The sequence below is a fragment of the Streptomyces odontomachi genome (assembly GCF_024435355.1).
GTDB lineage: Bacteria > Actinomycetota > Actinomycetes > Streptomycetales > Streptomycetaceae > Streptomyces > Streptomyces odontomachi.
Window position 1 is genome coordinate 1 of sequence record NZ_JAMJWG010000034.1, and the last position, 13,141, is coordinate 13,141.

The following is a 13,141-nucleotide window of genomic DNA, read 5'->3' on the forward strand; positions in this document are numbered from 1 at the left end:
CTCCGGTGCCGCGGGTCGGCACGGTGTGGCCGGTGGGCGCCCGGCCGACGGTGGTGCGTGGCTGGAATCCGCCGGCGACTCCGTACGGTCCCGGTCACCGCGGCGTTGACCTGGCGGCGTCGTCCGGCTCGCCGGTACGTGCCGTGGCGCCCGGCACGGTGGTCTTCGCCGGCCGGGTCGCCGGGCAGGGCGTGGTCTCGGTGGCTCTGGACGGTACGGGCTCCCCTGCACTGCGCACGACCTACGAACCGGTGCGCCCGACGGTCGAGCGGGGCGACCGGGTCACGGCCGGCCAGGTGGTCGGCGTCCTGGAAACCGGAGCGGGCCACTGTACGGGGCCGTGTCTGCACTGGGGCCTGCGTCGCGCGAGCACCTACTTGGACCCGCTGTCCCTCCTGTCGCCGACGCTGCTGCGCTCGGGCCCGTCGCGGCTGCTGCCGGTGATCGGCGTCCCGGAGCTTCCGCAGACGGATTGATCCCGTTGCACCCGGAGGCCCCCGGACGACGTCGCTGCGGGGCCCCGGCTGAGCGCGATCCGCGTGGCCGGGGCGAGCGCAATCCGCGGGGCCGGGTCGCGCGCAAACCGCCAGGGCCCGGCTGAGCGCAGATTGCCGGAGCAGGGCCCCCGGGTGTTGTCCGGGCAGGGAGCGTGTACGACGCACCGTCCGGAGCGGAGCCGGGCGCGGAACTGGAGTCGCGGCCCTCACATTCCCCCGCCTGCGCCGCCGCGCTCAGGACCCGAGCCGGCAGCCCCCACATTCCTGCCCCCACGCCTTGCCCGGCTTCGCTGCCCAGAAAGGCCGAGAGACCGGGAGACCGGGAGGCCGGGCCTCCCGACCCGGGAGCCCCCTCCTCGCCCCGTTCAGCGCGCCCAGCGCGCCGAGCGCGCCCGAAATACAGGGCCCGAAGTTCAGGGCCCGAAGTTCAGCGCCCAACTTCAGGGACCCCTGTTCAGCGCCCGAACGCGGCCAGTTTGGCCCTGAGCTGGAGGACGGACTTGCTGTGGATCTGGCTGACCCGGCTCTCCGTCACGCCGAGGACGTTGCCGATCTCGGCGAGGGTGAGGCCTTCGTAGTAATAGAGGGTGACGACGGTCTTCTCCCGCTCGGGGAGGGTGTTGATCGCCCGGGCGAGGAATCTGCGGAGTTCCCTGTCTTCCGCGACCTCGACGGGGTTGTCCGCCGCCGTGTCCTCGAGGGTGTCCATGAGGCTGAGCCGGTCGCCGCCCTCACCGCCCACGTGGAGGAGTTCTTCGAGAGCGACCACGTTGGCGAGGGACAGCTGGCTGAAGACGGCGTGCAGTTCCTCCACGGCGATGCCCATCTCGCCGGCGACCTCGCTCTCGGAGGGGGTGCGCCGTAGCTGGGCCTCCAGGGTGGCGTAGGCACGCTCGACGTTGCGGGCCTTCTGCCGTACCGAACGGGGGATCCAGTCCAGCGCGCGCAGTTCGTCGATCATGGCACCGCGGATCCGGGTGATCGCATAGGTCTCGAACTTGATCGATCGTTCGAGGTCGAACTTTTCAATGGCGTCGATGAGCCCGAACACTCCGGAGGAGACGAAGTCCGCCTGTTCGACATTGGAGGGCAGTCCGACGCTCACCCGGCCGGCGACGTACTTGACCAGCGGCGAGTAGTGCAGGATGAGCTGCTCGCGCAGCCGTTCGTCTCCCGTGTCCTTGTACGAACGCCACAGCTCGTCGAGCGTCGAGGGGCCGGGTGGCCGCTCGCTGCCGCGGGCGGCGGGGGGAATGGCCGCCCGGTCAGACCCGGAGGTGTGCTGGGGCATTCGTCGCCTTGTGCCGTTCTGCCGTTCTGCCGTGGACTCAAGGGGACCGGGCAGGCCGCCGGTCCGATTCCGGACGTTCGGTGTGGAGATGAGGGCCCTGTACCGGAATCCTTGTGAGCGTAGCGTGACTGTAGCGTCGCGATGTGCGAAGTCCAGGGGATCGCCTGTGCGCAGATACGTTCCGCTGGGCGCCCATCGGGGGTGCCGCACGGGGGTGGGCGACCGCCTGAGGGGCGCCAACTGCACGATCTGGCAAGGGTGTCGGAGATCATCGGACGGGCCGGTCCGACGGGTCATGGGTCATCGTGTGACGACTTGGACGAGTGATCTTTCTGGCGTGTCAACTGCCAGCCGTCGCCATGTCGTTCGACGAACCCCAGGGAGCGGAGTTCGTACAGTCGGGCGACGGCGTCGTCCGGGCTGGTCCCGGCGGAGCGGGCGAGGTCCGGGAGCGTGGTGACGCCGCGGGCGGGTAACGCTGCCAGCACGGCTGCGGTGGCGGGGGCCAGCAGGTCGCGCGGCCGGAAGGCGCCGTGGCGCGGTGGGGCCAGCTCCCCCATGTCGCCGACCAGCTCGCCGATTTCCGCCGCGTCCGTGACGAGCACGGCTTCGCCGCGGAGCAGTTCGTGCACCCCGGCGGAGAGCGCGCTGGTGACGGGGCCCGGTACGCCCATGGTGTGGCGGCCGAGCCGCTGGGCGCTGCGCGCGGTGGACAGGGCTCCGCTGCGGTGCGCCGCCTCGACGACCACGGTGCCGCGGGTGAGTGCGGCGATCAAACGGTTGCGCAGCACGAACCTGCTTGGCGTGGGGTGGTCGCCGGGTGGCAACTCTCCGATGACCAGTCCTTGTTCCGCGATACGGTTGATCAACTCGTGGTGGCCGCGGGGATAGGGCCGGTCGACCCCGCAGGCGAGTACGGCGATGGTGGCGCCGCGTGCGCCGAGGGCGCCCCGGTGGGCGGCTCCGTCGACGCCGTAGGCGCCGCCCGAGACGACGACCCAGCCGCGTTCGGCCAGCTCTGCGCCGAGTACGGCTGCCGTGTGGGCGCCGTACTCGGTGCAGGCCCTGGCTCCGACGACCGCGACCGAGCGCAACGCCCACATGCGTAGTGAGGGTGTCCCGCGCACCCACAGACCGATGGGCCGGGCGTCGCCTAGGTCGTCGAGCTGGGCGGGCCATTCCAGGTCGCCGGGGCAGATGAATCGCACCCCGGCAGCGTGCGCTGTGGCCAGGTCCTCTTCCGGACGTGCGTGGGTCGCCCTGGACCGCAGGCCGGCCCAGCGAGCGGGACGCACACCGGGGAGTGGGTCTCCTTCGCCGCCGAGGCGCCGGGTGAGGGCGACGGGGCCCAGTTCGCGCAGCCAGCGGCCGCCGGTCTGGTCGCCTGGTTCGATGACGCGGGTGAGCCAGGCGCGCGCGAGACGCTCGTCCTCGCCGGCCCCTGTCATGGCGTGGGGCTTCCGAGGACGGTGCCGCGGCGGACGCCGGTGCGCAGTTCCAGGGCCCAGTCGACGTCGGCGGCTTCGGGTCGGTCGCGGCCGGCCAGATCGGCGACGGTCCAGGCGACGCGTAGTACGCGGTCCAGGCCGCGGGCCGTGAGGAGGCCACGCTCGAGATCCTCCTCGGCCCGCCCGAGGGCTCCTGGCGCGACCTGCCAGCGGGTGCGCAGCTCATGGCCGGGTACTTCGCTGTTGGTGGTCCAGGGGGTGTCGGCGTAGCGGGCCGCGGCTCGCTCGCGGGCGGCTCTCACTCGCTCGGCGACGACGGCGCTGGGTTCCGCGCCGGTGTGCAGCCGTAGGAGTTCGGAGCGGGTGACGGGTTCCACGGTGACTCTGAGGTCGACGCGGTCCATGAGGGGTCCCGAGAGACGAGCGCGGTATCGGCGGATGGAGGAGGCGCGGCATTCGCAGCCGCCGTCGGCGGCGCCGTACCGCCCGCAGGGGCAGGGGTTGGCCGCGAGGGCCATGAGGAACCGGGCGGGCAGGCGCATCATGCCGGCGGCCCTGGCGACGACCACATGGCCGGATTCCAGGGGTTGCCGTAGGGCGTCCAGGGCTTTGGCGGAGAACTCTGCGGCCTCGTCCATGAAGAGCACGCCGTGGTGGGCCAGGGACACGGCGCCCGGTCTGGGGAGTCCCGTTCCGCCGCCGACCAGGGAGGCCATGGTGGCGGAGTGGTGGGGTGCGCAGTAGGGCGGCCGGTTGACCAGGGGCTGTCCTGGGGCCAGGGTGCCTGCGACGGAGTGGACGGCGGTGACTTCCAGGGCCTCCTTGGGGGTGAGTGGGGGCAGCAGCCCGGTGAGGCGTTCGGCGAGCATTGTCTTGCCGGCGCCGGGCGGGCCCTTGAAGAGGACGTGGTGGCGCCCGGCTGCGGCTACTTCCAGGGCCGCGCGTGCCAGGTGCTGTCCCGCGACGTCGGCGAGGTCGGGGGGCTGGTCTCGGGCGGTGGTGCTGCCGGTGCCCAGGCCGGCGCCGGGGACGGCGAGGCCGGTGAGGAAGGGGTCGGGCCGGGTTGGTTCCGCGATTTCGTCTTCCTCGGGCACCGGCTCGTCTGTGAGGACTGCGATGAGCTGGCGCAGGCTGCGTACGCCGAGGACGGAGACTCCGGGCACGAGGGAGGCCTCGGCTGCTGCGCTCTCGGGGACCACCACCTGGTGGTATCCGGCGTCGGCGGCGGCGAGCACGGCGGGCAGGACACCGCGGACGGGTCGGGCTCGGCCGTCGAGGCCCAGTTCGCCGATCATGACGATGTCGGCCAGGATCCGGGGGTCGATCCGCTCGGCGGCGCCGAGCACGGCGCAGGCCACGGCGAGGTCGAACCCGCTGCCCGCTTTGGGGACGGATGCGGGGCTGAGGCCGACGGTGAGCTTCTTCTGGGGCCATTCAGCGCCGGCGTTGACGACTGCGGCCCGTACGCGGTCGCGACTTTCCGTGAGGCTCTTGTCCGGCAGGCCGACCAGGGTGAAGGCGGCGACTCCGGGTTCCAGGTCGGCCTGGACCTCGACGACGACTCCCTCGACGCCGACGAGGGCCACCGAGCAGGTGCGTGCGAAGCCCATCAGGCCACCCCCCGGGCGTGCTCGGCCTCGGGTGCGCCGCGGTCGGGGACGATGATGCCGACGAGGTCGATGCGTACGCCGCCGGGTGGTGCCGAGCCGTGTGCTTGGAGCCATCGTTCGGCGAGGCGGCGTAAGCGCTCTGCCTTGGCCGGGGTGATGGCGGCCATGGGGTGCTCGAAACTGCCGGCCCTGCGGGTCTTTACCTCGCAGATCACCAGGGTGTCGCCGTCCTGGGCGACGATGTCGATCTCTCCGGTGCGCCCCGCGCGCCAGTTGCGCTCCAGGATGGTCATGCCGGCTTCGGTCAGGCGGCGGGCGGCCAGTCCTTCTCCGTACCGGCCGAGCGCGCCGCGTGCGCCCGTGCGTGGCGGCCTGGTGGGTCGCTTCCGGCGTGTCTGGTCGGTGTCTGACGCGGCCGTGGGTGGCCCTGAGTCGGCGAGGGGTGGCTCTGAGTCGGCAGCGGGTGGCTTTGGGGCCGCCGTGGCTGTCCTGCCGGTGTCCGGGGTTCTCGTGCCCGCCGGCCCGGTGCCGGGTGGGGCCTTCGTGCCTGCCCCGCTCGTCGCCCTCTGCGCCGGGGTCCGTCGCGCCGTCCTCCGGCCGGTCTGCCGTGTCGGCTGGTCCGGGGTCTGCCGTCCCGGCTGCCGTGCCGTCTGCTCTGCGTCCATGTCGGCACCTCCTCGGCGCCAACCGTCGCGCATCCGCCGCCACCTTGTTGATCTTGGTGGACAGACCGTGCAATGTGGAAAACTCCATCACCCGGGAGTGGTAATTCCCAGGTCGGACCGGACGCCGGCGGGCCACCGTCTCCGTGGTGTACGGGGTGCCTCACACTCGCGTGTCCGTCCGGCTGGCCCGCGGATCAGCCTCCCGGCAGTTCGAGGTCGCTCTTGTTCAGCTCCTCGATGTTCACGTCCTTGAACGTGAGTACTCTCACCTGTTTGACGAAGCGGGCCGGCCGGTACATGTCCCACACCCAGGCGTCGGCCATGGAGACCTCGAAGAACACCTCTCCCTGGACCGAGTGCACCTGCATCTCGTAGTCATTCGTCAGGTAGAAGCGTCGCTCGGTCTCGATCACGTATTTGAACAGACCGACGACATCGCGGTACTCCCGGTAGAGCTTCAGCTCCATCTCGGTCTCGTACTTTTCGAGGTCCTCGGCGCTCATGGCATGTTCCCCTTCAGCCGTGCGTCCCCTCATTGTGCGTCAGCCGTTACGAACCCTCAGACGATTTCGGTGTCGAGGATCTGGGGGCTGTCCGGGGGGCCTTCGTCGAGCAGCCTGCGCAGCAGCTCGGCGAGTCTGGTCGGATACACCGTCTCATGTGCCTCGGTCAGTTCCCGGCACGTCCACCAGCGCGCTCCGGCGACACTGCGCTGCTCCAGGCCGGTGAGGCCGGTGGCGTGGATCACGGTCTGGGTCGTTCGGGCGAGGTAGTACCACTCGTCCTGGTCCCAGCGCCGGCCGGCGAAGGGGAAGGAGCACACCCGCCGCCACAGCACCGGGCCCAGTTCGACGTCGGTGATCCCGGTCTCCTCGGCGAGCTCGCGCAGGGCGGCCTGCTCTCGTGTCTCGTCCCCTTCCAGGCCACCGCCCGGGGTGAACCACCAGTCATCGGACGGATCGTCCGGCTCGTGGCCGTGCAGCAGCAGGATGCGGTCCTGGGGATCGAGCAGTACGACCCGCGCCACCTTCCTGAGTCGGCCACCGACCGTGGCGGCACCGCTCTCGCCTGCGCCACTCCCGGCGGCGGCCCGGCGGCGGCCCGCACCGAGAGTGCCCTCATCGGAAACGGCAGCTTCAGAAACGGCCGCCTCAGAAACGGCCGCCTCGGAAGCGGCTGCGTCAGAAGCAGCGGTACCGGATGCGGCATCGCTCAGCGGAGGCGTGTCAGCTGACACCGGCGAGCTCCCCGCGGTCGCGGCTGCCGCTGGCGCCGCGTCGCCGGCGGCCGGTGATCGGGCCCCAGGCGGCGCCGCCGAAGATCAGCACGGCGCCCACCACCACCATGCCCACCACGTAGGCGATCGGGCCGGGCTGGGAGACGCCGCCGGGCAGTGAAGAGAAGCTGCTGGGCCGGTCGAGCATGCCGCGCAGTGGCCAGGCCACGGCGTCGACCCTGGCCGCGACCGTGCTGCGCGGCACGGCACCGTTGCCGGCGTCCTGGAGGTGGACGCTGGAGTCCAGCGAACCCTTGCGCTCGTCACCGAGGACGAAGAGCCTGCCCTTGGGGACGGTGGTGGACGGGATGCCGTTCAGGGAGGCGGGCTGTCCGGAGGCCAGGTAGGGCTCGTCGATCTTCTTGCCGTTCACGGTGAGCTTGCCGTCGGTGCAGCAGGCCACCCGGTCGCCGCCGATCGCGACGACCCGCTTGACCAGCGGCAGGTCACCCCAGCTCGCATCCTTGAAGACGACCACGTCACCACGGTGCACCTCGGTGCCGTCGATGCGCTGCGCGAGCACCCGGTCACCGGCGTCGATCGTCGGGGTCATGGACCCGGTGGGCACCGTGTAGGGCTGGTAGACGAAGGCGCCCCAGATGAAGCCGCCCAGGAACAGCAGACAGCCGAGGGCCACGGCAAGGCCTGACAGCACTCCGCCCAGTCGTCCGTTCCTCTCATCGGTACGACGTGTCCCGCTCATCGACGTGCTCCACCCGGTTGCCGGAGAATCGATCCCACGAGCCGACTTACGGCCGTGGAAGATCGCTGACCTGGGACGGCACCCTACCCGGCGGTACTCGGGTCAGAAACCCTGGTGTTCCGTGCAACCGTGCGCCGCCTGCGCCAGATCACCAGGGGCACCGCTCCCGCGAGGCCCAGCGCGTCGGGTACCACGGCGGTCGCGGCGTTGATACCGGGCTGGTCGAACGTGTCGGGCACCGGCAGGGTGGACCAGCGGGTGGGTGGCCAGGCGACCACGAAGGCGCGACCGACGACATTGCTGACGGGCACGAAGCCGTGGTTCTTGTCGTGCTGGTGGTAGCGGGAGTCCAGGGAGTTCTGCCGGTGGTCTCCCATGACCCAGATTTTGCCCTTCGGCACCGTGACCTTGAACTGCCCGCCCTGGTTGTCGGAGCTGCACGGCGTGTTACCCGTGTAGATGTACGAGTCACCCAGCGTCTTGCCGTTGACCTTCAAGGGGCCGGTGCCCTGGCACTCGACGGTGTCGCCGGCGACGCCGATCACCCTCTTGATCAGGTCCTTCTCGTTGGCGGACGGCATCAGGCCGACCCAGCTGAGCCCCTTCTGCACCGCGTTCTGGCTGGGCGTGGGCTCGCCCATGAGCCAGTTGTCGGGGTCGTGGAAGACGACGACCTCGCCACGCTCCGGCTCCGAACCGAACCAGGGCGTGAGCTTGTCCACCAGGACCCGGTCACCGATCTGGAGGGTGTTCTCCATGGAGGCCGACGGGATCGAGAACGCCTGGACCAGGAATGTCTTGATCAGCAGCGCGAGGACGAGCGCGATGCCCACCAGCAGCGGCAGCTCCTTCCAGAAGGAGCGCGGTTTGGCGGGCTTCTGGCGGGCGTGCGAACCCGAGCGGCGGCGGCCCTCCCCGTCCTCCGGGTCAGACGTCATGCCGTCCGCTTCCTCCCCTGAGGCATCGGGAGCATCAGATGCGCCCGCGGCCCCGTGCTGCGGGCCCGGGGGCTGCCCTGCGGCGCCGTAGGAGCCCACTCCATCGGAGCCGTACGGACGCGTGCCCTGCGAGCCCTGGGCATACGCTGGTCCACCGGGGCTCTGCTGGGGTTCCTCGGGCCCTTCGGATCCGGACCGTGCGCCGACCGCCACATCCCCCACATCCACTCCTCACTCCGTGCCGACGCCTGTCCCGGATTCGGTGCAGGCCCACCACTCCCATAACGAGCGGGAGTTCCGCAGGGGTCGGGAGCGGGATCATTCCAGCTGAATCCGCGGGGGCCACCCTATGCGACGTTCCTGTGGCTGAGGTCAATCCGCCCGGCGCGTCGGGCACCGAGGCATAGGCGTCGGGCTCCTCCAGGCTGCTCCAATGGCCGATGGGCCACGCTATGACGCGTGCCCGGCCCACCACCTGGTCGACGGAGACGGTGCCGCTGTAGGCCTCGGTGCGGTGGTAGCGGGAATCGGCCGAGTTCGCCCGGTGGTCGCCCAGCACGAACAGGCGCCCCGGGGGCACGGTCACCTTGAAGTCGAATTCCGACGGCTTGTTGCCGGGCTGGATGTACGGCTCGTTGAGGGCCTTGCCGTTGACGCTGACCCGTCCGTCCATGTCACAGCACTTGACGACGTCGCCACCCACCCCGACGACGCGCTTGATCAGGTCGCGGTCGTCGTCGGAGGGCAGCAGGCCGATGAAGGTCAGCACCTCCTTGACCTGCTTGATGACGACCGGGTCGGACTTCTTGTGGCCCTGCTCCTTTTCCAGCCAGTGGTTGGGGTCTTCGAAGACGACCACGTCGCCACGGTGCGGCTGCGCCCCGAACCAGGGGGTGAGCTTGTCCACCAGCACCCGGTCGCCGATGCGGATGGTGTCTTCCATGGACCCCGACGGGATGACGAACGCCTGGACGAGGAACGTCTTCAGGATCAGGGCGATGATGACGGCCACGCCGATGAGGAGGGGTATCTCCCGTATGGCCGAGCTTCGTCTGCGGCGCTTGATCTTCTGGGCCAGCCGGCGTCGCTCGGCCCGCCCGGGGCGCCCCTGGGCCGTCTCGGCAACGGGCGACACGCCGCGTCCGTGCCGGCGCGTGGTGCGCCCCCGGCTACCCACGGGAGCCGCCCGATGGCGCCGCCGTACGCCCGGCACGCACCGCACCGCCCGGGCGCGCGACGCCGCCCCGCCCTTGGGTGCCGCCCTGCGCGACCGTGTGCCAGCGGCCCGCCGGCCAGGCAACCCACTCGGCCTTGCCGATCACGGCGTCCACCGGGAGCATGCCGCCGCCGGGCGCGCCCAGCAGGTCACGGGAGTCCCGCGAGGTGGCACGGTGGTCACCGAGCAGGAAGAGCCTGCCCTGGGGCACGGACACGTCGAAGGGTGCCCGGGAGGCGGTGTCCCCCGGGTAGAGATAGCGGTTCTCGGACACCGGGGCGCCGTTCACCTCGATCCTCCCCTGGCTGTCGCAGCACACCACGTGGTCTCCCCCCACTCCCACGACGCGCTTGATGTAGTCGCCCTCGCCGAAGTATCCGGTTCCGTCGAAGACGACGACATCCCCGCGCTGCGGGCTCGCCCCGAAACGGTACGCCACCCTGTTGACGAGTACACGATCACCCGGCCATAGTCCGGGCTCCATCGAGCCGCTGGGGATCTCGACGGGCTGCAACACGAATCGGCCGACCAGCGGGACGAGCACCGCACACACCAGCAGCACCACCGTCAGGCGCCCGCCGGGCAGCCGCCCCGGGCCGCTTTTGAGGCGCCGGGCCCACCAGGCACCGGCCCGTGACCACGGCTGCGAGGCTGCTGCCGACATACGCGCAGAGCGCGACCGTTCCTTCCCGTCCTCGTCGCCCGAGGGTTCGGTGAGGGAGCGGTCGCGCTCCGCGTGCTGTGTCCGGATGTCCATCGGGGCCAGATGCTATCCGGCCATCCACGAGGACGGTGACGCGCGCTCAGTTGTCGCGCTTCTCCTTGATCTTCGCCGCCTTGCCGCGCAGGTCGCGCAGGTAGTACAGCTTGGCGCGGCGGACGTCACCGCGCGTGACGAGCTCGATCTTCTCGACGATCGGGGTGTGCACCGGGAAGGTGCGCTCGACGCCCACGGAGAAGGAGACCTTGCGGACCGTGAAGGTCTCACGGACGCCGTCGCCCTGGCGGCGGATCACCACGCCCTTGAACTGCTGCACACGGGAGCGGTTGCCCTCGATGACGCGCACGTGGACGTTGACGGTGTCGCCGGGGCGGAAGGCCGGGTGGTCGGTGCGCAGCGACGCGCTGTCGACGGAGTCCAGCAGGTGAGACATGATCGTCTGCTTTCTTCGCCAATGCCACAGGTCATCGGCGGAAAATCGATGAGATGGTGGGTGCTGTACCGCCGCGGCGGGCGTCGTGTCCCCCTGTGGCAGGGGCGCACGCCGGACGATGTGCAACAGCAGGCCATTCTTCCATGGCGCCCGGCTCTGCCCAAATCGCGACCGCTCCGTGGCCGGGTGACGTCGTCCGCTCGGCCTCCCCCGGAGCGTCGGCCCCATAGGGCCCGCTCAGGGCCCTATGGGGCCCTCACCGTCCCTCGGGAGCCTTCTCGTACCGTCCGTCGGGTCCGGGTTGCCAGCCCAGGACGGCGAGCAGCTCGCGGTCCTTGCGGTCGAAGGCGGCGGGGTCGCAGCGTGCTATCAGGTCGGGCCGGTGGTCCACCGTGCGGCGCAGTGCCTCGTCCCTGCGCCAGCGCGCGACCCGGCCGTGGTGCCCGCTGAGCAGCACGTCCGGAACGGTGCGGCCGCGCCACTCGGGCGGTTTGGTGTAGACGGGCCCTTCCAGCAGGCTCGCCATGGCGCCCGGCGCGAAGGAGTCGTCGCGGTGGGACTCGACGTTGCCGAGCACCCCGGGCAGCAGGCGGGCGACGGCTTCCACGACGACCAGGACCGGTGCCTCCCCGCCCGCGAGCACGTAGTCGCCGATGGAGACCTCCTGGACGCGCAGCCGGGTGGCGTACTCGTCCATGACCCGGCGGTCGATGCCCTCGTAGCGTGCGGGGGTGAAGATCAGCCACGGCCGCTCGGAGAGCTCGACGGCGAGCTGCTGGGTGAAGGGGCGCCCGCTGGGCGTGGGCACCACGAGGACGGGTTGGCACGCGCCGGCCTCGTAGCCGCCGGCCAGGACCTCGTCCAGGGCCTCGCCCCAGGGCTCGGTCTTCATGACCATGCCCGGGCCGCCACCGTAGGGGGTGTCGTCGACGGTGTTGTGCCGGTCGTGCGCCCAGCCGCGCAGGTCGTGCACGTGCACGTCGAGGAGGCCTCGCGCGCGCGCCTTGCCGACCAGGGAGACGTTCAGCGGGTCGAGGTATTCGGGGAAGATCGTGACGACGTCGATCCGCATCAGGTCTCGTCCTCCGCGGCCTGCGCACCGTCGTGGGAGGATGCGGTGTCCCCGCCGGTGGCGGCGGTGTCGTCGCCGGTGGCGAGGATCGCGCGATCGTCGATCAGGCCCGGTGGGGGGTCGATGACCGCACGCTGTTCGGCGAGGTCGATCTCGGTGACGATCTCCTCGACGAACGGGATCATCACTTCACCGCCGTCGGGTCGCCGGACGATGAACAGGTCCTGCGACGGCAGGTGCGAGATCTCGGCGATGCGGCCGACGGCGATGCCGTCCCGGGTCACCACGTCGAGGTCGACGAGCTGGTGGTCGTAGTACTCGTCGGGCTCTTCGGGGGTCTCGTCCGGGTCGACGTCGGTGATCAGCAGCGTGTTGCGCAGTGCTTCGGCGGCGTTCCGGTCGTGGACGCCCGTGAAGCGCAGCAGCAGGCGGCCGCTGTGCACCCGTCCGGACTCGATGGTGAGCGGGCCCGTGCCGGGCGGGTCGGTCTGGAGCGTCGCACCGGGTGCCAGCCTGAGTTCCGGCTCGTCGGTGCGCACCTCGACGGTGACCTCGCCCTTGATGCCGTGGGCGCGGCCGATCCGGGCGACTACAAGCTGCACGAGTGGGGTTCTCCTGTCGTGTGGTCACGGCTCGGGGGCACGTCACCATGGTGCCGGTGCGGGGTGGCCTGCGCGGCGGCGGGCGACGTCAGGCGCGACGGGCGGACGCCCGCCGGAGCGGTCCGCCGGCTGGCGGTACCGGCCGAGGCTCGGCCGGCCGCGGGCGTGGTGCCCTGGCTGCCGGCGCCTTCCCGGCCCCTGACACGGAGCGGTTTTCGCACGCTGCCACGGGCCGGGGCCGCTGACGGTGGGGTGCGCGAGCCGGTAGCCGGTAACCGGTAACGGATGGTGTCGGCTCGCCGGGCCGGGCAAGGACGGGCGGGGCGAGGGGCGAGGACGGCTGCGGGCCGGGGAGTCCGGTTGCGCGGTGCGGTCGCGTGTCCCGGTACTCCCCGGCCCGTGCCGGTCATGCTGTGGTGCGGCAGGCCTCAGTGAACCTGGTCCACGTCGACGAGGTCGACACGGACACCGCGACCGCCGATCGCGCCCACGACCGTACGCAGTGCGCGTGCGGTGCGGCCGTTGCGGCCGATCACCTTGCCGAGGTCGTCGGGGTGCACCCGGACCTCCAGGACGCGCCCGCGGCGCAGGTTGCGGGAGGCCACCTGTACGTCGTCGGGGTTGTCGACGATGCCTTTCACGAGGTGCTCAAGAGCCTCCTCGAGCATG

15 protein-coding genes are annotated in these 13,141 nt (G+C 71.2%); 1 reads left to right on the forward strand and 14 read right to left on the reverse strand.

Features of this window, described 5'->3' with window-relative positions; all coding sequences use genetic code 11:
- Positions 1-476 (forward strand): murein hydrolase activator EnvC family protein (locus NQO67_RS39820; RefSeq protein ID WP_255955429.1); only part of this gene is annotated, 476 nt, incomplete at its 5' end.
- Between the two features lie 475 nt (positions 477-951).
- On the opposite strand, the gene whiG is transcribed toward NQO67_RS39820, so the two are convergent.
- From whiG to NQO67_RS39890, 14 genes are all read right to left on the reverse strand, one after another.
- On the reverse strand, positions 952-1,788 hold the full coding sequence (gene whiG / locus NQO67_RS39825) for an RNA polymerase sigma factor WhiG (protein ID WP_255955430.1): 837 nt from the start codon (positions 1,786-1,788) through the stop codon (positions 952-954).
- Positions 1,789-2,081: 293 nt separating this feature from the next.
- On the reverse strand, positions 2,082-3,236 hold the full coding sequence (dprA, locus tag NQO67_RS39830) for a DNA-processing protein DprA (RefSeq protein WP_255955431.1): 1,155 nt from the start codon (positions 3,234-3,236) through the stop codon (positions 2,082-2,084).
- On the reverse strand, positions 3,233-4,846 hold the full coding sequence (locus NQO67_RS39835; RefSeq protein WP_255955432.1) for a YifB family Mg chelatase-like AAA ATPase: 1,614 nt from the start codon (positions 4,844-4,846) through the stop codon (positions 3,233-3,235). The genes dprA and NQO67_RS39835 overlap by 4 nt, the downstream gene beginning before the upstream one ends.
- A complete protein-coding gene (locus tag NQO67_RS39840) occupies positions 4,846-5,169 on the reverse strand; it encodes a YraN family protein (protein ID WP_255955495.1) in 324 nt (107 codons plus the stop codon). Before NQO67_RS39840 ends, NQO67_RS39835 begins: the two co-directional genes overlap by 1 nt.
- A 536-nt stretch (positions 5,170-5,705) precedes the next feature.
- Positions 5,706-6,014, reverse strand: coding sequence for a DUF2469 domain-containing protein (locus NQO67_RS39845; protein ID WP_003965949.1), 309 nt, complete (start codon positions 6,012-6,014; stop codon positions 5,706-5,708).
- 56 nt (positions 6,015-6,070) lie between these two features.
- Positions 6,071-6,538 carry an NUDIX hydrolase gene (locus NQO67_RS39850; RefSeq protein ID WP_255955433.1) on the reverse strand — a complete coding sequence of 156 codons (468 nt, stop codon included), beginning with the start codon at positions 6,536-6,538 and terminating at the stop codon, positions 6,071-6,073.
- Between the two features lie 199 nt (positions 6,539-6,737).
- Positions 6,738-7,490, reverse strand: a complete 753-nt coding sequence (gene lepB / locus NQO67_RS39855) for a signal peptidase I (RefSeq protein WP_255955435.1) — start codon at positions 7,488-7,490, stop codon at positions 6,738-6,740.
- 83 nt (positions 7,491-7,573) lie between these two features.
- Entirely contained in the window at positions 7,574-8,428 is an 855-nt protein-coding gene (gene lepB / locus NQO67_RS39860; protein ID WP_255955436.1) for a signal peptidase I, read from the reverse strand.
- Between the two features lie 34 nt (positions 8,429-8,462).
- Positions 8,463-9,605, reverse strand: a complete 1,143-nt coding sequence (lepB, locus tag NQO67_RS39865; protein ID WP_374119281.1) for a signal peptidase I — start codon at positions 9,603-9,605, stop codon at positions 8,463-8,465.
- Positions 9,598-10,401 (reverse strand): signal peptidase I, encoded by an 804-nt coding sequence (gene lepB, locus NQO67_RS39870; protein WP_255955439.1) that lies wholly within the window; start codon positions 10,399-10,401, stop codon positions 9,598-9,600. The genes lepB (NQO67_RS39865) and lepB (NQO67_RS39870) overlap by 8 nt, the downstream gene beginning before the upstream one ends.
- Positions 10,402-10,447: 46 nt before the next feature.
- Complete coding sequence (rplS, locus tag NQO67_RS39875; RefSeq protein ID WP_255955440.1) at positions 10,448-10,798, reverse strand: 50S ribosomal protein L19; 351 nt, start codon at positions 10,796-10,798, stop codon at positions 10,448-10,450.
- A 256-nt stretch (positions 10,799-11,054) separates the two neighbouring features.
- Positions 11,055-11,870, reverse strand: coding sequence for a tRNA (guanosine(37)-N1)-methyltransferase TrmD (trmD, locus tag NQO67_RS39880; RefSeq protein WP_255955441.1), 816 nt, complete (start codon positions 11,868-11,870; stop codon positions 11,055-11,057).
- Positions 11,870-12,472: a ribosome maturation factor RimM gene (gene rimM, locus NQO67_RS39885; protein WP_255955442.1), complete on the reverse strand. Its 603-nt coding sequence runs from the start codon at positions 12,470-12,472 to the stop codon at positions 11,870-11,872. Before rimM ends, trmD begins: the two co-directional genes overlap by 1 nt.
- Positions 12,473-12,900: 428 nt before the next feature.
- The gene (locus tag NQO67_RS39890; protein WP_030361979.1) at positions 12,901-13,140 is read right to left on the reverse strand and encodes an RNA-binding protein; all 240 of its coding nucleotides are present in this window, start codon (positions 13,138-13,140) and stop codon (positions 12,901-12,903) included.
- Position 13,141: the final 1 nt, after the last annotated feature.